Source organism: Shewanella violacea DSS12, assembly GCF_000091325.1.
Classification (GTDB): Bacteria; Pseudomonadota; Gammaproteobacteria; order Enterobacterales; family Shewanellaceae; genus Shewanella; species Shewanella violacea.
On record NC_014012.1, the window covers coordinates 2830219 to 2849090 of the forward strand.

At 44.9% G+C, this 18872-nt stretch carries 18 protein-coding genes; 5 read left to right on the forward strand and 13 right to left on the reverse strand.

The window, feature by feature from the left end; translation table 11 throughout:
• Positions 1-8 precede the first annotated feature (8 nt).
• Positions 9-818, forward strand: a complete 810-nt coding sequence (gene minD, locus SVI_RS11730; protein WP_013051743.1) for a septum site-determining protein MinD — start codon at positions 9-11, stop codon at positions 816-818.
• A 2-nt stretch (positions 819-820) separates the two neighbouring features.
• The gene (gene minE, locus SVI_RS11735) at positions 821-1081 is read left to right on the forward strand and encodes a cell division topological specificity factor MinE (protein ID WP_013051744.1); all 261 of its coding nucleotides are present in this window, start codon (positions 821-823) and stop codon (positions 1079-1081) included.
• An 85-nt stretch (positions 1082-1166) separates the two neighbouring features.
• On the opposite strand, the gene rnd is transcribed toward minE, so the two are convergent.
• The 8 genes from rnd to SVI_RS11775 form a co-directional block, all read right to left on the reverse strand.
• Positions 1167-2276, reverse strand: coding sequence for a ribonuclease D (gene rnd, locus SVI_RS11740; protein ID WP_013051745.1), 1110 nt, complete (start codon positions 2274-2276; stop codon positions 1167-1169).
• Between the two features lie 107 nt (positions 2277-2383).
• Complete coding sequence (gene fadD, locus SVI_RS11745; RefSeq protein ID WP_013051746.1) at positions 2384-4057, reverse strand: long-chain-fatty-acid--CoA ligase FadD; 1674 nt, start codon at positions 4055-4057, stop codon at positions 2384-2386.
• Between the two features lie 180 nt (positions 4058-4237).
• Positions 4238-5128, reverse strand: a complete 891-nt coding sequence (locus SVI_RS11750; RefSeq protein WP_013051747.1) for an alpha/beta fold hydrolase — start codon at positions 5126-5128, stop codon at positions 4238-4240.
• 84 nt (positions 5129-5212) lie between these two features.
• Positions 5213-6043 carry a class I SAM-dependent methyltransferase gene (locus SVI_RS11755; RefSeq protein ID WP_013051748.1) on the reverse strand — a complete coding sequence of 277 codons (831 nt, stop codon included), beginning with the start codon at positions 6041-6043 and terminating at the stop codon, positions 5213-5215.
• A 148-nt stretch (positions 6044-6191) separates the two neighbouring features.
• The gene (locus SVI_RS11760; protein ID WP_013051749.1) at positions 6192-6908 is read right to left on the reverse strand and encodes a M50 family metallopeptidase; all 717 of its coding nucleotides are present in this window, start codon (positions 6906-6908) and stop codon (positions 6192-6194) included.
• On the reverse strand, positions 6901-7284 hold the full coding sequence (locus SVI_RS11765; protein WP_013051750.1) for a hypothetical protein: 384 nt from the start codon (positions 7282-7284) through the stop codon (positions 6901-6903). The genes SVI_RS11760 and SVI_RS11765 overlap by 8 nt, the downstream gene beginning before the upstream one ends.
• Positions 7285-7368: 84 nt before the next feature.
• Positions 7369-8088 (reverse strand): tRNA (adenosine(37)-N6)-threonylcarbamoyltransferase complex dimerization subunit type 1 TsaB, encoded by a 720-nt coding sequence (gene tsaB, locus SVI_RS11770; RefSeq protein WP_013051751.1) that lies wholly within the window; start codon positions 8086-8088, stop codon positions 7369-7371.
• A gap of 176 nt (positions 8089-8264) precedes the next feature.
• Positions 8265-8972: a GMP synthase gene (locus SVI_RS11775; protein WP_013051752.1), complete on the reverse strand. Its 708-nt coding sequence runs from the start codon at positions 8970-8972 to the stop codon at positions 8265-8267.
• Between the two features lie 800 nt (positions 8973-9772).
• Here SVI_RS11775 and SVI_RS11780 point away from each other — a divergent pair.
• Positions 9773-11074 (forward strand): NAD(P)/FAD-dependent oxidoreductase, encoded by a 1302-nt coding sequence (locus SVI_RS11780; protein ID WP_013051755.1) that lies wholly within the window; start codon positions 9773-9775, stop codon positions 11072-11074.
• A gap of 123 nt (positions 11075-11197) precedes the next feature.
• Here the strand turns inward: SVI_RS11780 and SVI_RS11785 are convergent, their stop codons facing one another.
• The 5 genes from SVI_RS11785 to SVI_RS11805 form a co-directional block, all read right to left on the reverse strand.
• Positions 11198-13144, reverse strand: coding sequence for an ATP-dependent DNA helicase (locus SVI_RS11785; protein WP_013051756.1), 1947 nt, complete (start codon positions 13142-13144; stop codon positions 11198-11200).
• A 163-nt stretch (positions 13145-13307) separates the two neighbouring features.
• Positions 13308-14531 (reverse strand): HD-GYP domain-containing protein, encoded by a 1224-nt coding sequence (locus SVI_RS11790; protein WP_013051757.1) that lies wholly within the window; start codon positions 14529-14531, stop codon positions 13308-13310.
• A 335-nt stretch (positions 14532-14866) separates the two neighbouring features.
• Positions 14867-15511: a helix-turn-helix transcriptional regulator gene (locus tag SVI_RS11795; RefSeq protein WP_013051758.1), complete on the reverse strand. Its 645-nt coding sequence runs from the start codon at positions 15509-15511 to the stop codon at positions 14867-14869.
• 155 nt (positions 15512-15666) lie between these two features.
• Positions 15667-16941, reverse strand: coding sequence for an L-cysteine desulfidase family protein (locus SVI_RS11800; RefSeq protein ID WP_013051759.1), 1275 nt, complete (start codon positions 16939-16941; stop codon positions 15667-15669).
• A 130-nt stretch (positions 16942-17071) separates the two neighbouring features.
• Positions 17072-17452 (reverse strand): RidA family protein, encoded by a 381-nt coding sequence (locus SVI_RS11805; RefSeq protein WP_013051760.1) that lies wholly within the window; start codon positions 17450-17452, stop codon positions 17072-17074.
• A gap of 293 nt (positions 17453-17745) precedes the next feature.
• On the opposite strand from SVI_RS11805, the gene SVI_RS11810 reads away from it, so the two are divergent.
• Positions 17746-18489 carry an AzlC family ABC transporter permease gene (locus SVI_RS11810; protein WP_013051761.1) on the forward strand — a complete coding sequence of 248 codons (744 nt, stop codon included), beginning with the start codon at positions 17746-17748 and terminating at the stop codon, positions 18487-18489.
• A gap of 4 nt (positions 18490-18493) precedes the next feature.
• The gene (locus SVI_RS11815; RefSeq protein WP_049791093.1) at positions 18494-18847 is read left to right on the forward strand and encodes an AzlD domain-containing protein; all 354 of its coding nucleotides are present in this window, start codon (positions 18494-18496) and stop codon (positions 18845-18847) included.
• Positions 18848-18872: the final 25 nt, after the last annotated feature.

Below are 18872 nucleotides of genomic sequence, written 5' to 3' on the forward strand. Positions count from 1 at the left end.
AACAACACATGGCACAAATTATTGTTGTCGCCTCAGGTAAAGGCGGCGTAGGGAAAACAACTTCCAGTGCCGCAATTGCTACAGGTTTGGCATTGAAGGGACATAAGACTGTCGTTGTCGATTTTGATATAGGACTGCGTAATTTAGATCTGATTATGGGTTGCGAGCGTCGAGTAGTATATGATTTTGTCAATGTCATTAATGGCGAGGCGAATCTCAGCCAAACCTTAATCAAAGATAAGCGCTGCGATAAACTATACATACTGCCAGCTTCTCAAACCCGTGATAAAGATGCATTGACTAAGGAAGGCGTTGGCAAAGTTCTGCAAGATCTTGCTAAAGATTTCGAATATATCATCTGTGATTCACCAGCGGGTATTGAAACGGGCGCTATGATGGCACTCTATTTTGCCGATATAGCCATAGTGACAACCAACCCTGAAGTGAGTTCGGTCAGAGATTCAGACCGCATCTTAGGCATGCTACAGAGTAAATCTAAACGCGCCGAAGAAGGGCTTGAGCCAGTTAAACAGTATCTTTTACTGACCCGCTACTCTCCAAGTAGAGTCACGAGCGGAGAGATGCTAAGTGTTGAAGATGTTGAAGATATCCTGGCGATTCCACTTATCGGTGTGATCCCTGAGTCGAAAGCTGTATTGAAAGCCTCCAACTCAGGTGTACCAGTGATTTTAGATCAAGAGAGTGATGCAGGAAAGGCTTACTGCGACAGCGTAGAGCGCCTGCTGGGTAAGGAACTTCCCTTACGTTTCGTCACTGAAGAAAAGAAAAGTTTCTTAAAAAGGATATTTGGGAGCTAATTATGTCTCTACTCGATTATTTCAAGACGAAAAAGAAGCCCAGCAGCACCGCATCTACGGCTAAAGAACGCTTACAGATCATCGTTGCTCATCAAAGAGGCGAACGTGGTGCACCTGATTATTTTCCTCAAATGAAGCAGGAAATTATCGAAGTGATCCGCAAATATGTGAAGATAGAGACTGATCAGATCTCAGTAGAGCTGGATCAAAATGATGACAGATTATCTGTGCTTGAGCTGAATGTGACCTTACCGGAAAAGTAAGCGCACTCATCAGGTACCGGAAAACAAAAAACCGCAGCATCTATCTGATGCTGCGGTTTTTTATGTTATTAAGCGACTAGATGTTTTAAAGCTGTAGCTCAGCCAATGCTGTCTCAACTAAGCCTTTACGCCAGCCCGTCAATAACAAGGGTGGCTCACCTGTCTTATCGTCCCATAGCCAGTGTAAATAGCCGTGAATGTAGCGCTTAGAGCCCAAGAGTTCGATAGGAACCTTTTGCTCTTCGGCTAAGGTAACAAGACAGTTCTTAATGGTCTTAAATGACGTTTTATAGCCAGTTCTTAAGGCAATAACATCGATTGCTTTGGGTGGATTTTCCACATCGGCAGTCTTCAATAAGGCCAAAAGATCTTTGCCATGAATTCGCTTTTCCTGCTCGGTTAGCTCAATCATCTTATACAGGTCTTGGCTATTTTGCGGCTGTTTCTTGGCTAGGCCTATTAAGGCATGATCTTTAACCACAAAGCCTACAGCGAGATTGCGTGTAATGGCTTTATTCAAGCGCCATCGAGCAAGTACTTTAAGATAAGCCAACTGTTTTGGGCTCAACTGAAAGGCATTCTTAACTTTAAGATAGGCTTGCTCAAGATCCGGTGGCGTCAATCGACCACTGGTCATACGCTCACCCTCCTCAAATAGCCAGGCTAAACGTCCCTGCTCTTGTAATTTTTCGAGTAACTGAGGATAGAGATTGTAAAGATAATAGACGTCGTTAGCGGCATAATTAAGCTGAGCTTCACTCAAAGGACGCTTCATCCAATCGGTGCGCGACTCGCCTTTATCTAAACTGATATCCAACGTCTGCTCAACCAACTTAGCGTAACCGAGTCCATGGCCGAAGCCACAAAGAGCCGCGGCGATCTGGCTGTCAAACAGATTATAAGGCTGACAGGCACCGTTGCGAGCGAAGACCTCAAGATCCTCACTGCATGAGTGCAGCACTGTGGTAATACCAGGCTCAGTCAATAAACTCCAAAATTCAGATAAATTATTGATAGCAACCGGGTCTATCAAAGCTAACGTCTTGCCATCATAGGCCTGTATTAACCCTAGATTGGCATAATAGGTGCGGGTGCGAACAAACTCGGTATCCAATACCAATAGATCACTTTGTCGATATTGCGATACGAGTGCTGTTAAGCTCGCATCGTCCTCTATGTATTCAAACGCTAACAAGGTCTTCTCCCAAGATTGTGTCGTTATACCAATTTAGTGGGACTGGTATAACCATAATAAAAGCCGGCATATAGCCGGCTTAGAGAGGAAAGATGTCAACAACAAGATTAAGCTGACTTGACCTCATCTCTTAGCTCTCTACGTAAGATCTTACCTACGTTGCTTTTCGGTAGCTCATCTCTGAATTCTACCAGCTTAGGTACTTTATATCCCGTTAAATGCAGTCGGCAATGGTCGATGATATCTCGTTCGCTTAAAGATTTATCACTTAGGACCACAAACACCTTCACCTTCTCACCCGAATTGGCATTTGGTACACCCACAGCAGCCACTTCAATCACACTAGGATGCATGGCGACAACTTCTTCGACTTCGTTGGGAAATACATTAAAGCCAGACACCAAAATCATGTCTTTCTTACGATCGACAATATAGAAATAGCCTTGCTCATCCATATAGCCGATATCACCTGTAGCCAGATAACCCTGTTCATCTATGACTGAGGCGGTTTCCTCTGGGCGCTGCCAATAGCCCAACATGATTTGCGGCCCCTTAGCAAACAGCTCTCCCGTCTCTCCCTGGGCTAAGACCTTGCCGTCATCATCACGGACCTGAATGTCTGTCATAGCGACGGGGAAACCTATGGCACCGTTATAACCTGCCAAGTTATAGGGACAACATGTTACGAGAGGCGAAGCTTCGGTTAAGCCGTAACCCTCTAATAATTTTGTCTTAGTGATATTCTGCCATTTCTCAGCGACTGCGCGCTGCACGGCCATACCACCACCGATAGATAACTTAAGGTTTGAAAAATCCAGTTGTTTAAACTCTTCCGAATTAACCAGGGCATTAAACAGGGTGTTTACCCCTGTGATTGCGGTATAGGGATGCTTCTTCAGCTCACCTATAAAAGCGGGTAGATCTCTGGGATTGGTGATGAGTAGGTTATTCGCACCTTTATGCATAAACAACAGACAGTTCACCGTTAAGGCAAAAATATGATAAAGCGGCAGCGCAGTGACGACAAACTCTTTGCCTTCATTGAGCATAGGTGAATACGCCGCATTGGCCTGAAGCAAGTTACTGACTACGTTACCATGGCTCAACATGGCGCCCTTAGAAACCCCTGTTGTACCACCTGTGTATTGCAGGAAAGCCAGATCATCTCTAGACAATTTAGGCTTCACATATTGTAAACGACGCCCCTTGCTCAAGGTTTTTCTCATGGAAATAGCATGAGGAAGATCGTATTTTGGCACCATCTTCTTGATATATTTGACAACAAAATTGACTAGGGTGCGTTTAGGCGCACTGAGAAGATCACCGAGTCCGGTTAAAATAACACTCTCGACCTGGGTCTGCTCAACAACTTTTTCTAAGGTATGAGCGAAGTTAGAGACAACGACTACGGCCTTAGCCCCAGAATCGTTAAGCTGATGCTTCAATTCTCTTGGCGTATAGAGGGGATTAACATTGACCACCACCATGCCGGCACGTAACACACCAAACAGGACTATAGGGTATTGCAATAGATTCGGCATCATGATGGCAACCCTATCGCCCTTCTCCAGCTTAAGCTCGTTCTGAAGATAAGCGGCGAAAGCACGACTGCGCTCTTCTAACTTACGATAGGTTAACGTTGCGCCCATGTTGACGAAAGCAGGCTGGTCGGCAAATTTCGATACTGAGGTCTCAAACATATCGACAAGGGATCCATACTCCTCAACATCTATCTCAGAGGGTACATCATCCGGTAAATTATCAATCCAAATCTGTTCCACAAATCTCTCCTAAATCCCCACATCCAGTGGATATAAGCCTAACAGCCTATAAATAGCTTGAAAATCAACAAGCAAAATCACTGATTTTAATTATTTTTTTAATAAACACCAGTTTAATACAAGTGTTTTAATTTTGAACATCATCACATATATAGAATAAAAAACCTAGCCTCTTTTTCTTTATCCCATTTTCTTGCCTTCAGACATAAAGGCAAGAATTGAATCTGCTACCCCGCTGGCATTTCCCATATGCAGGTGATGGTCGCCGGCTAACTGCACACAAGATAATTGATTGAACCAGAGTTCGGCCTTAGGCAACAAACTATTGATCTGCTTATAACCTGATTCGGCCGTAATAAGCAGTGTATCTGTGCCGTGATCTGTCATTAAGGCGTCGACCTGCTCGAAACTCAACCTAAATGGAGAGTCCAATTTTAGCCTGGGATCACTACGCCAGCTAACACCAGCACCCTCTTGCTGCATATTCCTATCGACGATTAATCGACACCAAGACTCATCGAGCCCAGTGAGTCTCGCTCTGGCCTTAACCGCGAGTTCAATCGAGTCATATATGGCCGGAGATTTACTGCTCTTATTGAGCATACGAAGATGACTGGCGAAGCTGTTTCTTAATCTTAGATTATTCTTAGAGGCAGACTCGTATAATGGGCTAATAGCCTCCAGCAGTATCAGCTTTTCCACTCGTTCAGGAAAAGCTGCTGTGTATGCTGCGGCGACTATGCCACCTAATGAGTGGCCTATAATACCTTCGAGTACGTTTTCTTCCTTGAGCTTGTTAATTAACAGCTCCAGATCATAGAGGTAATCTATCCAATGTAATGGGTATAACCCAGGTCTATGGTCCGAATAACCATGGCCTGGCCAATCGATAGCCAAGATCTGGAATTGGGGTAAGAGCCGAGCCAGAGGCTCGAAGCTATTGGCATTATCTAACCAGCCATGCAGGGCTAATAATAAGGGTTTATCTGAGCTTCCCCAACGACGTCCGGATAAACGTATATGAGGTAACTGAATCTCGACTTCATTTTCCCCATCCCAAGCATGCCGCATAAAACCTCATGTATCTTGTTAGTAAAAGACGCCCCTTTCGGAGCGGGCGCAACAGTGCCATAGTTCACTTCAGATGTCAGGTGTTTATTGACTGTTTTTAATAAATTTTAGTGTCATGCGATCACTCTCACCTATGTCTAAGTATTTTTCTTTATCAAGATCTTCTAAGGCCAGACTTGGCGGCAAGGTCCACACACCTTGAGGGTGATCTTTGGTGTCTTTATTGTTGGCATTAATCTCCGACTTAGCCACTAAACTAAAGCCCACTTTTTCGGCTAATGCGATGACTTTATCTTCATCCATATAACCCGTTTTAGCATCCATGCCAGCCTTGGATCTGTGTTCAACTACGCCAAAAGTCCCACCTGATTTTAGCACTCTAAAGGCTGATTCAAATACTGGCTGTAATTGGCCTTTCATTGCCCAGTTATGTAAGTTCCTAAATGTCAGCACCACATCGACACTGGCATCACTACCAAGTTTATAATGTGCTGGCGGATCGAACGTCACTGTAGTTGCTTTACCAAGCTGAGTACGATTATCTTCTAGCCAGGTTTCAAACCGCTTACCCGCTTTAGCCTTATAACCTTCACGCTGCTTCACATCGGCAGGATTAGCATCGAAGTTGCCAGCAACATACTGGCCATCATCAGCCAAATAAGGGGCTAATATCTCAGCATACCAACCTCCACCAGGCCAAAGCTCGATAACAGTATCACTTGGATTAATATCAAAAAACGTTAAGGTCTCTAACGGATGGCGAAAGCCATCTCGACTGGCGTTTTTATCCTGTCTAAAATCACTGTCAACCACTTGCTGTAAACCGCTAGTTTCATGGCCATCAGAATGGGCTAAGGCATTAAAACTCAGTGTGGCTCCGACGAACATACCTGCCACAAACATGTTATTTCTCATTATTGCTTCCCTGTAAATTAGTCAATCATAAATTGGACTTGACTAAACTAGCAGCAGATAACTCAAAATCCAAGTGTGTTTACCCGGCCAGAGGCAGGCTTATAGGCAGGACGAGGAGAGAAAATGTAACAAAAAGATAATGAATGGATTAAATCGGTTGTGACGTCTTAGATGCGGCCCTATCGACACGCTGCCAACAAAGAAAGATCATCAGGGCGCTGAAGGCTAACCAGATAAATACCCAGATCCAGGCTGGGATCCAAGTGGCACTGGCCAACATGGCCGCATCACCTTTGCCATTGAGACCGAGTAAGACGGTGGGACTTGCGAGAGCATTTAGCATGATCATCAGCGCCATGACCCTAAGGCCACTGCCCATATAGCGGTTTTTATTTAATTTAAGTGGCAGAAGGAAAAGCACGGCTAGACTGGCCAAAATGCAGATAGTCAGCAGATCCCGTCCCCATAATAAGGTGGTCAATATGACTGCGCCCCCTAATAGGGCGAAGCTCACTCTTATGCCTCTGGGCCAAGTCGCTAGAATAAAGATTAGATAGCCCCAGAGGGCCGCACCAAAATAACCGCTGAACCCTATGACAACAGACCAGCCGCCTTGGCTGAAACACAAACCTGCACCGTTAGGAAACAGCTGTATATGACTGACTGCGCCACCGGTTAATAAAGTGGCCAGACCATGGGATAATTCATGAAAATAGCTCTCGAGCCATTTAAAAGGAACACTGATGAAAGGTAGGCGTGTGATGAGCAAGGCGATTAATAGTTCGACTAAAAATCGTCCCCGACTTGGGGCGCCAGTGACAGCTAGGTTTAGCTGATTATCCAGTGTGCTGGGCTGATTATGCATAGGTATCGATTCCAACCATCAGCTGAATGGCTTCTCTCTCGGCCGCATGTTGATTGGTTAGGTATTGGGCCACTGCACCTTCGCTAGCTTGAGTATGCTGATCATATTGCAGCTTGGCGCCTAAACGGGAGGCCAATTGCTCGGGTGTCGGTGACAGTAGATCCACGGCCAGAGCAGCTTCACTTATTCCCGACGCTAACACGCCCTCCCTCGTCGATTCAGCCTGAGATAAGGCTTGAAATTGATCAAGCTGCTCGACTCGAGTTAAACTGTCAACTCGATTATCGGCATTGGGTTTTATAGCGTCTAAGGATGCCGGTGCGATACTCGGTGCCCCAGACTTGAACAGGTCGAAATGATTGGTTTGGATCTGCATATAACTCCCCCTCCCTAGGCACCATTAATCATTGCATCGATGACGGTTAACAGATTTAGCTTACCTTAAAAACAGGTATAAGCCCTACTCACGTCCCGGTAATTTTTTCCAGGTTACCGTGTCTCGAACATACACAGGTGCAAGTTCATCGACTGAGGTCGATAATCCTTGAGTATAACCCTGTTTTGCTAACGCTAACATAGATTTAGCATCGGGAAACTTGATGTTATCGGCAGACACTAATTCATTTGAGAGTTCAAGCAGTTGCGGATAAGTATCGAATCCGGTACCAGTAGCAAGGATAGCACCTTGGGTATCTGGCGCTAAGGTCACTAAATCCGGCGCTATCACCACCTCAGAGCTAACGGGCTCCGCAATGCCGTCTTTAACCACGAACTGACACCAATACACCTCACCCATCCTGGCATCTATGGCGGCGACAATTTGCTCGCCACCTTGGTCCTCATACACGGCTTGTGCCATGGTCTGTAAACTAGATAAACCTATAACCGGGATATCTTGCCCTAAGGCCAGTCCTTGGGTCATGCTGGTACAAATACGGATCCCGGTAAAACTGCCTGGCCCGCGGCCATAGGCGATAAGATCCACAGCAGAAATCTTGATATTTGCTTGGGATAAGACACTATCGACCATGGGCAATATACGCTGGCTATGTTCACGTGGCACAACCGCCAATTCATGATATGTCTTACCGTTAACCACCAGAGACGCCGAGCAAGACTCGGTGCAGGTATCAAGTGAAAGTATGGTGAGTTCATCGGAAGTTTTCTGTATATCTGTCATCTCTTACCACAAATAAAAAGGCTAAAATCACGTCCCAAATAACCTAGGTAAGCGCTGCGAGACGATGTACAAGGCAAGCATTATAACCTATGTGAGAATCACTTGTCGGCGCTTAAGATTGAAATTAACCCGCTAAACAGCGATTTGACGGCTAAAAATCAAGCGAAGTCCAGCTTCTATATAGCTTGTTTGATAAAATTGATTAACCAGCGGGCCACTAATCTATCGTCGATGTTCGATGCCAGCGAGGCTATACCAGCTTGGATGCACTTCCTGGGGATACTCGCTCTCTTAGCCTGCATAAAATCATATGAATAATCCTTACTGAACTCTGGATGGCCCTGAATCCCTAAAAAGTGCCCATTAATTTGTATCATGTAGAAAGGACAAAAGTCACTGGATGCTAAAATCTTCGAGCCTTGCGGCAACAGCTTCACTTGATCTTGATGACTCACCACCAAAGATATTTCATTTTGACCTTGGTGCATCCATTGCTGCACTACCTTAACCTGTGTGGTACTGACACCTAACCCCCAGCCTTTCGATGAGGTCTCAACCACACCGCCTAAGGCCTTCACTATCATTTGATGGCCGAAACAGATGCCGATTAATTTTTTATTAGCTTGGTATAACTCGAGAACGAAGCCTTCTAGTTTGCTAATCCATTCATGAACATCATTGACTCCAAAACGGCTACCGGTAAGGATATAGGCATCACATTCATGGATAGACAGGGGATATTGCCCCTCAGTCACACAATACACATTAAATTTAAGGTCTTTCTCTAGCGCCGCAAATAACTGAGTAAACATTTGAGGATAATTGCCATAGCTCTGCTGCAATTCTTCTGTCACATCATCACATTGCAATATGCCAATTATCATACTGTGTCCCCGACTTAGCAGCTTATGGCGATATCCACCCCGCAAGCTCATCCATATTAATGCCTATGTCATTCGCCATAAACATGTCTTGCCTAAGTTCAAGCAGGCCTATGGAAACCTGAGCCCTCAAGACTCAGTCAATCCACCAGCCTATGTCGACTATAGCTCACCAAATGAGTCTTCATGACCCATGGCAGCTAATAAGTTTAACTAAGGTCGATGTTAAAGCCCTGTGCAATAAGTTCAGCAACATATTTACCCCAGATGAAACAGCACTAAGCCACTCAGGGACGACTCAAAGTGGAAAAAATCAGCTAAACGTTCGAAAGTTAATGCTTGGATAGGACGAGGAAATCGACAAGGCGCTCCTGTCTCTTAGCATCTCTTTGTTTAGTGCTACACCAGTGCGCGAGTTAAACTTGAATCGACACCAGGCAATACGCTATTTTGACCTATTTACCAATTATGATAATTCCCGCAGGCTTGTTAAGTTTAAGGTGAGATATCGCGCTCATGGCTAAAAAGCTGCCGAGCGAAATACAAATATGCCACCGCTCCCCTACATTAATCACTTTTTTACTCAATCTGCCGATAATTCTCTAAAAACCTGTTCAGAATATAATGTTAAACATTGTTTATATGACAGAACTTAAAACCATGACTTAAGGTATGATATACAACAAGATATTCAGACATTAGATCAATATTTAATAAGTCTATGTCACGAAGAAAAGATCATGCTGTGAAAATATCAAGTGATTGATAGCAAAGTTAACACTGCATTAATTAAGGAACGAGTAATGAAGTCATCATATCCAAAAATTGTCATTGTGGGTGGTGGAGCCGGTGGATTAGAGCTTGCGACTCAATTAGGCCATCGACTTGGCAAGAAGAATCGCGCCCAAATAGTGCTGGTCGATAAAAACAGAACCCATATCTGGAAACCTCTGCTCCATGAAGTCGCCACAGGCTCTCTCGATTCGTCTCTCGATGGCGTCGTTTACTCGGCTCATGCGGCTAAGCATGGTTATCAATTTCAACTCGGCACCTTTTTCGATCTCGATGCCGAGAATAAATTGATTAAGGTCGCCCCAATCACAGATGACATGGGTAAGCTTCTCTTGCCTGAGCGTCAAATTAAATATGACAAATTAGTCATAGCAGTCGGTAGTGTAAGCAATGACTTCAATACTCCAGGAGTGAGAGAAAATTGCTTCTTCCTCGACTCTCACCAACAGGCAAATCGGTTTCACCATGCGCTCTTAGACAGCTTTACTCGTGTGCATCAATCTGAGTCCATCAATGAACTCAATATCGCTATCGTTGGCGGCGGAGCAACAGGAGTCGAGCTGTCGGCAGAGCTGTATCATGTGACTGAATTATTGAAGATCTATGGCCTGAGTAAGATGACCAAAGAGAAACTTAATATTCATCTGATTGAAGCTGGACCACGCATTCTTCCCGCACTCCCCGAACGTATAGCCACCTCTGCAAGGCGTGAACTGAGCAAGCTGGGGGTAAATGTGATGGAAAACACCCGCATCAGTGAAGCAAACGCAGCTGGATTTGTCACTGCCGAAGGTAAGCTAATCGAAGCGAACCTCATGCTATGGGCTGCCGGGGTTAAAGCCCCAGATTTTATCAAAAACATCGATATTTTTGAGTTAAATAGGGCTAACCAGATCATGGTAAAGGCTAACTTACTCAGCACCACCAATGATGATATCTATGTCATAGGCGATTGCTGTGCCTGTCAACAAGCCGATGGTAGCTTCGTGCCCCCAAGAGCGCAATCGGCTCATCAGATGGCACAGTGCGTCGAAAAAAATATTCTTCATGAACTCAAGGGCAAGCCACTGGACTCTTATGTCTATGTGGATCATGGTTCTCTGGTCAACCTGTCCCAATTCAGCACTGTCGGTAGCCTGATGGGCAATTTAACCAAAAACAGCATGTTTATCGAAGGAAAGCTCGCTCGCTTGGTCTATATATCTCTTTATCGTATGCATCAACAAGCCATACATGGGACCTTGAAGACCATGACTCTCTGGCTGGCGGAAAAAGTGATGCGCGTCGTTAGACCACGGATGAAGTTGCACTAATATCAATTGATATAATACGAGAATGAAATAACTCTGACCCTTAAGCTAGCAGTTAAGGGTCAGCTAAAAATAACGCGCCGTTCATGTATTAAATCATGGGCGACTCAGTTTGCCCCCTGATAACTATTTAATCTGTTGTAAAAAATCCACCACCTTGTCCATGTCTCGTGTACGACTCATAGGGGGAAGTGAGTTCAGAAATGCCTGACCATACTCACGATTAACAATACGGTTATCACACAAGATCAATACTCCCCTGTCTCTTTCATCTCGGATCAAACGGCCGACGCCTTGATTCAATGAGATGACCGCTTGAGGCAGGGAGATACTGGTAAAAGGGTCTCGTCCATCCCTAGAAACGCTCTCGGCTCTGGCTTTGTACAAGGTATCATTGGGTGACACAAAAGGCAGCTTGTCTATGATGACACAGCTGAGCAGTCTGCCACGCACATCGACTCCTTCCCAGAACGCACCTGTACCCAGTAAAACAGCATTACCAAGTTGCCTAAACTTCTTCATCAGGTTCTGTTTACTGCCCTGTCCTTGAAGCAACAAGGGATAATGAATATGGCTTTGCAGCCTGACTGCCACGGCGTTCATCATCCTATGGCTGGTGAACAAGATGAAAGTTCGGCCTTTAGCCGCATTGATGGCTTTCACTGCAACATCGACTAAATCGCTCACCGCCGCCTCATGATTACTCACCTTAGACAGGTGACGCGGCACACATAGTAAGGCATGAGCTCGATAATCGAAGGGGCTGTCTAAAATTATCTGCTGGCTTTTATCTATGCCAAGCCCCTTAGTAAACAGGCTCAAGTCTTGATTAATCTGTAATGTCGCCGACGTAAAAACCCAAGCCGTTTGACTATCGAAAAGGTTACGGCACTCTCTGGCAACGTTGATCGGCGAGATCCTCAGAATACAGTACCTGTGACCGAAATCGACGCTATAGGCCGCTTGAGCATTTTCACACTGGAAAAAGACGGTCAACTTATTCGTCAACACATTGAGTTTTTCTTGCACATCATCTAACGCTTGGCTTCGCCCCTGATGATTAGCAAGCAAGGACAGCAGTGACTCAAGTTCTTGTAACAGACTCCAGGAGTGTCCGGACAAGTCTCTGTTGCCCATCAAGACACGCCAGTCTGATTCGCCACTATCGAACACCTGATTATGCCAGTCTTGCAATTGGCTGATACACAGAGTCGTCAAGGTTTGAAGTTGCGGCGAGTCCCTTAATTCCAGGCGATAGATCTCCAGGACATGATTGAGTAACTCATTGAGGCTCCTGGTTGAGATCTGTTGACCAAAATAGGTAACGGCAATATCGGGCAATAGATGAGCCTCATCAAATATCACCACATCTGAGTCGGGTAACAAGTCGGCAAAACCGGTATCTTTAAGCACTCTATCGGCAAAGAACAGGTGATGATTGACCACTATGACTTTAGCATCCATGGCTCGAACGCGTGCCTTGCGGGTAAAACAAACATCATGATGGGGGCATTGTTTACCGGAACATTTTTCACGGCTACTGGCGATAAGCGTTAATGCATCGGCATTCTCAGACACAGATGTTAATCCACCAAAATCACCATCTCGTGTCTGACCCGCCCACTGATTGATTCTAAGCAGGTCGTCTAACACCTTAGGATCCAGTGAGTCACAGCCTTCGAGCTGCTTATCTAACAAGTCTTGGCAGAGATAATTACTGCGGCCTTTTAACAGTGCCACTTTAGGAGAGAGGTCTAACATTTCCAGCAAGGCCGGGAGATCTTTAAAAAATAACTGTTCCTGCAGATTCTTACTGCCAGTACTCACGATAATCTGTTTACCGCTCAAAAGCGCTGGGATCAGATAGGCGAAGGTCTTCCCCACACCTGTACCCGCTTCTATGACGAGATTGGTCTTTTCAATGATGGCTGTACTGACCGCTGCAGCCATCTGCTTTTGCACCAATCTAGGCCGATAAGCCCTAATATGTTTGGACAATACGCCACCATCATCGAAAGCTTGTTGGCTATCGATGTGCAGTCTCTGGCTACTTTTGTTTGTTAAGACGTTCACTTTTCAGACGTAAGCTAGGTAATCAATGATGAATACAGCATTATCCCTGATTGGCATCTTGCTTCAAGTATCACTGACGTTATATCGGCCAACAACACGCAAAATGTCGCAAAAACACCCGATTAACGTGAATGAGATAAGCTGATAGCACTCAAAACCGATATTAGTCGATGAATGAAGCTTTAAAGAAGCCGACTAAATTCAGACTAAACTCCTCAGGTTTTATGCAGCGATCGATCTGGTCTTGGTATTTTGACAGACTCAAGTCTATCTCCTCCATGGCGACGGTTTGTTTCAATCTGGCGTTGTAAAAAACACGCACACAAGGATTGAGTGGCTTACTCTTATTCAGTTTACTGATTAAGCCAATTTTACCACTGCTAAGACGGACGAGTGTCCCCACAGGATATACGCCTAAACATTGAATAAACTGTTCCACCAGCGCCTTATCATAATAATCTGGCGACTCTTTAATCAGATGTTTAAAGGCGGTGATCGGATGCATAGCCGATTTATAAACACGCTCTGCAGTCATGGCATCATAGCTATCGACTATGGCGATCATGAGGCCATATTCAGATATTTCATATCCCAGTAATTCATGTGGATAGCCAGTACCATCGATGCGCTCATGGTGCTCCGCAACCATACTGATGGCGATATCTGAGATCTCGGGGGTCTCTTCCAGTACTCTGAGTCCTAATTGCACATGCTCTTGCATCACTTCATATTCAACCCGAGAAAATTTTCCCGGTTTATTAAGTATCTCATCGGGTACCAGTACCTTACCGATATCATGAAGAAATGCGCCTAATGACAATTGCTCTATGGTTGGCTTATCGAAACCTAAGTGTTTGGCGAAAATGGTCATCAAGATACAGACATTCAGTGAGTGTTCTACCAGATACTCATCTTTGATCCGCAGCCGCGACATACAGGACAAGGCATCCTGATTTCTAAATATCGAATCCACCATGGCATTGGTGCTCTCTTGAACACCTTCTACATCGATCACCTTGCCCTCAGTGATTGCAGCTAACATCTTGTGCTGTAATGCTTTGGCATTCTTATAGAGTTTGCTGGCTTGATTCATCTCCTGATCGAGGGAAGTCTTGGGCTTTTCTTGGCTCTTTTCTTTGAGCAATGCTTCTGAGCTAAGTTCAGGCAACACCTTATCTATCCGCTCTGTTTTCTTCTCCTTAGCCGGATCGACACAGACACGCTTGATCCCAGATCTAACGAGTTTGTTAACTCCTTCATCGTTGAGAATATAGCCTTCAGATTTAACACTCAGCTTGTCATTATCAGTAGAAATAGACACCACATACATGCCCGGCTTTAACTCACCGATAGCAATGTCATCGAAAGAATTAAGCTTGGTTTTCATTGTCTACTTCACCTCTATGTTCAGACATAAAAAGCTAATCAATCAAGTATTTCTAACTCTTAGCGTGCCGAAAAGAGTCCCTAAAAAGTGACTGAACTAGTAGGCTAAGCTATTAAAAAATAAATATAAGCTAGTTTCAGAAGTATAGTCAGGATCTGTAAGAAGAATGGAATTTCTATCGAGTGATTTCAGAGATAAATGGATTTTTACGAGTCGATTTAGGCTCATAGGAACCGACTTTATTTGCGAGTGCAACAAGCACGAAAATTAAGAGATGAATAGATAAAATTGATGATGGCCTGGATGATTCAGGCCAAGACTATAAAAGAGTATTACTAGGTTTTCAGCTCTCTGAGATATCGATAGATGGTGTGTATAGAGATATCTAATCCCTTAGCCGCTATCTGGGCGCTATCTTTAAGATCGAAGATGCCGAGCTCGTTAAGACGTATGACTATCTCACGGTTTTTCTTCGACGGCGAAAGACTAGCATCAGCCATCACTTGAGTGCGCACGCTTTCGATAGAGCTTTGCATCATCTCATCGTTACTACGGGCAAATGTCTCGGGGGAGAAACTCGTGTCAGCCTGTGATGTCTGTCCCGGAAGAAAGCTGGCTATCACTGACCTAAATGACGCATCCAGGTTCGAGTTAATACACAATAAGCCAATAGCATCTTGCTGGGCATTACGAATAACGATAGTGATGGATCTTAGTGTTTTACCATCCGGACTCTTAGTAAAATAAGAATCTGAGATATCCTGACCGGCATTGAGCTTCATCAGTGCCAGGTTAGTGATAGGCGCCCCCACTGAACGGCCCGTGATATGGCCATTGGCTATCTTAGTGATAGAGGGATTACTGACATCTAAACTGTGGAGTAATACTTCGGTATGCTCGCCATACATGGCGGCAATGCCATCGACGATATTTTCACTGGCCTTCAATATGGCATGATCTGTTTCACTTAACTCGCGCACTTACCGTCTCCCTAAAACAAACGCCGCCAAGATATCAATCTGGCGGCCTTTTATCACAACTTATGCCGACATTATATCAATTAGACTGCTTAGGTTTCTTGTATAAAATTAAGCAAACATAATATCCATAAGATCATATAAATGTTTTAACCAACTTAAGCCGACATTATATCAATAATTGTAGTGTCTGTGGAGACCATACCTTGGGTAACTAACTGACCAATATTGCGGATTGTGTGCTCCACATCTTGAGCAACTATGCCCTGATCATGAGCCGACGTGCTCTGAATAGCCAACATAAAGGCATTTACGGCACTGCCGGTCGAGGTTTTCACCTTCATGGCACAGGTAGATTTTGCCCCATCACACACCATACCTGAGCAATCACTCAAGACATTTTGAATCGCAAAACATGACTGCAGATAACTGCCACCACCAAGATACACCATGGCCATGGCGGCCGCAGCACTAGTCACTGTGTTACCACAAAATGCCGACAGAGGTGGATAATAAGATTTGATATAAATGGCCCCTAGATGGCTCATGATCAAGGCCCTGGCGAGTGACTCGTCATTGGCCTGATAATGCTTCGCCGTGATGACCACAGGTAAGGTCGCCGCAATCCCCTGATTTCCACTGCCATAATTGCTCATGGCCGGCAGACTGGCGCCTCCCATTCTGGCATCGGATGCGGCCGCAGTTTGCATTAAAATAGTATTGGAAAAATCCGCCGACATGAAACCAGCCTGAATGCTTTTCTCTATGGTACGTCCAACTTGCAAACCATATTCATTTTTTAGCCCTTCGGCGGCAAGCTTAGTGTTTAGCTCAGCAGACTCGAGAATGAAGCGAATATCTTCGAAGTTAACTTGAGTGGCATAGGCATAAATACCTTGGATGCTGATGTCCACACCATCACAAATCCCAGCCGTCGAGCATGTCCCACTCACTTCTTTAGCAAACACTATCTCGCCATTGAGCGTTTTCTCGATGATTTGTGTGTGACCACCGGATATTTCCACACTCGCCACATCATTGCCACTCTTCATAGTGACATGACAATAGATAAATTCATCGGTTTTGGTGCGATTAACACAAACCTTACCGGCATCGATTAAGGCTTGAGCAGCCTCGACCTGAGCAGGTTCGATAGCAGCAAGCACTTCCAGGCCAGCTCCGGCGTCACCGCCTATGGCACCGACAGCGGCGGCGATAGCTAGGCCTATCTTGCCTGTGCCTGGCACAAACACTCCCATGGAGTTTTTATACAGATTATCGGACACCTTAACAGAGATACTCTCAGGCTTAGATGTCAACATAGACGCTGCCACGGCGGATGCATAGGCTGCACAGATAGGCTCGGTGCAACCAAGTGCAGGTTTGACGACGGCGTTAAGAATGTCTTGGTATTGCTGCCATTGATGTTTCATAGTGTCCCCTCATGCTCTGTGTAATAGCAAACAGTCACTTGAGATAATCCAATTACTCGAGGCCATTTACTGTCATGTTTTGCTAGCTACTATTGACTAAGTGTTATTGAAAAAGTGCTATTGAAAAGTGTTATTTCCTAAACGCGATAGCTTCAATTTCTACCTTCACACCCAGAGGTAAGTCTTTCACGGCGAAACAACTGCGGGCGGGACAATCTGTGTTAAAAAACGCCTGGTAAACCTTATTGAACTCGGCAAAGTCAGAAATATCGGCCAGATAACAAGTGGTCTTCAAGACTGTTGCTAACTCCCCTCCTCCAGCCTGCAACACAGATTTTAAATTCTCCAGTGATTGGCGGGATTGAGCCGTTATGCCCCCCTCGACGACACCACCGCTTTGCTTACACACGGGTAACTGACCCGAGGTAAAGATGAGATTGCCGTAAGCGTTAGCGTGTGAGTATGGGCCAATGGCTTCGGGGGCTTTATCTGATGTGATGATCTTCTTCATGATTAATCCTCATAATTTAACTTGATACAAGCATAAATCCTCAAATATATTTGCGCAAGTATTTTTGCATTTTATTTTTATAATTTGTATTACCCATCCTACATAAGTAATGCCACCATGACTGAGAGTCAGTAGATAGCAGCGTTTACCCATAGCAATCATTACTTGGGACCTTTAACGAGTATAAGATGATCAATATCAAATTTATTTGAGTTTTTGCAACTTTTCTATTGATAAACATCATTTAGTCAAATATATTTGCAACATGACAAGCTAATTACCTAAGGTCAAACATGAACACACTCATCAAAGCCGGTTTCAAATCGATCTTCCCCCTATGTATAGGCGCCTTTCCTTTTTCCTTTATTGTGGGGGCCATCAGCATTAATGCGGGTATGACACTGGGACAGAGTACGTTCTGGTCACTGACGGTATTTGCAGGGTCATCCCAGATGGTGGCACTTGGCCTGATCCAATCTTCGGCCAGTATCTTAGTCATCATGCTCACCACCTTTATCATCAACCTGAGACACTTGCTTTATAGTGCCTCTCTGTCAGAGCACATCAAAGACTACCCCATTCACATTCGCGCCTTAATGGCGTACGGACTTACGGATGAGGTTTATGCGGCTACCATAGGAGAGGTTAAACAGGAAAAAGCTGGCAGGCACTGGTTTTATCTTGCTGCCATGATGGGGTTCTGGATGAATTGGGTGTTCGCAAACTTTCTTGGCGCTCTGGTAGGTTCCTCCTTCCCGGAAATAGCTCATTATGGGTTAGATTTCGCCATGGTAGCGGCATTCATTGCCATCGTTATTCCCCAGGTCAAGAGTCGCGAGTGTATCGTCGCCGCGATAGTGGCCAGCGTAACAGGCATCTTGCTCTCTGGACTGCCCTACTCTCTAGGCTTAGTCGTCGCCGCAATCACTGGGGTCTACGCCGGTTATCGCATGGATATTTCCAGTGAAAACATGGCCATCCAAGCACAAGTAACCAAGCCAGTGGAAGTCCTTCCAGCTGTAAACAGTGAGGTATAAGACTATGGAACATCTACACAATCAACTAGACATGAACACCTTCTTACTCATCACCTTGGTCATGGTACTGGCGACCTTCATCGTACGTTTTTCGGTTATCTCCATGGCCGGATCATTTGAAATGCCCGAAAGACTCAAGAAGACCCTGAGATTCGTGCCTGTCACAGTACTACCTGCCATTATCGCGGTAGAGATTTTGGGTTCCGGCTCGGATATGGAATTCAACTTACACAATCCAAAAGTACTCGCAGCCATAGTCTGTACATTAGTGAGCCTGCGTTTCAATTTGATCTGGGTCGTCATCAGTGGAATAGGCTCACTGCTATTATTTCAGCAGTTGTTTAATCTCTACTGCTAGTCATTTCCTTTTTATGTCGCTGACG

Bases quoted from the DNA above. Each gene is read 5' to 3' on its own strand.
- SVI_RS11800 (WP_013051759.1), bottom strand. From the start codon at position 16,941: ATGAAACATCAATGGCAGCAATACCAAGACATTCTTAACGCCGTCGTC.
- SVI_RS11755 (WP_013051748.1), bottom strand. From the start codon at position 6,043: ATGAGAAATAACATGTTTGTGGCAGGTATGTTCGTCGGAGCCACACTG.
- SVI_RS11775 (WP_013051752.1), bottom strand. From the start codon at position 8,972: ATGATAATTGGCATATTGCAATGTGATGATGTGACAGAAGAATTGCAG.
- SVI_RS11790 (WP_013051757.1), bottom strand. From the start codon at position 14,531: ATGAAAACCAAGCTTAATTCTTTCGATGACATTGCTATCGGTGAGTTA.
- minD (WP_013051743.1), top strand. From the start codon at position 9: ATGGCACAAATTATTGTTGTCGCCTCAGGTAAAGGCGGCGTAGGGAAA.
- minE (WP_013051744.1), top strand. From the start codon at position 821: ATGTCTCTACTCGATTATTTCAAGACGAAAAAGAAGCCCAGCAGCACC.
- SVI_RS11780 (WP_013051755.1), top strand. From the start codon at position 9,773: ATGAAGTCATCATATCCAAAAATTGTCATTGTGGGTGGTGGAGCCGGT.
- tsaB (WP_013051751.1), bottom strand. From the start codon at position 8,088: ATGACAGATATACAGAAAACTTCCGATGAACTCACCATACTTTCACTT.
- SVI_RS11765 (WP_013051750.1), bottom strand. From the start codon at position 7,284: ATGCAGATCCAAACCAATCATTTCGACCTGTTCAAGTCTGGGGCACCG.
- SVI_RS11750 (WP_013051747.1), bottom strand. From the start codon at position 5,128: ATGCGGCATGCTTGGGATGGGGAAAATGAAGTCGAGATTCAGTTACCT.
- SVI_RS11760 (WP_013051749.1), bottom strand. From the start codon at position 6,908: ATGCATAATCAGCCCAGCACACTGGATAATCAGCTAAACCTAGCTGTC.
- SVI_RS11805 (WP_013051760.1), bottom strand. From the start codon at position 17,452: ATGAAGAAGATCATCACATCAGATAAAGCCCCCGAAGCCATTGGCCCA.
- SVI_RS11810 (WP_013051761.1), top strand. From the start codon at position 17,746: ATGAACACACTCATCAAAGCCGGTTTCAAATCGATCTTCCCCCTATGT.
- SVI_RS11815 (WP_049791093.1), top strand. From the start codon at position 18,494: ATGGAACATCTACACAATCAACTAGACATGAACACCTTCTTACTCATC.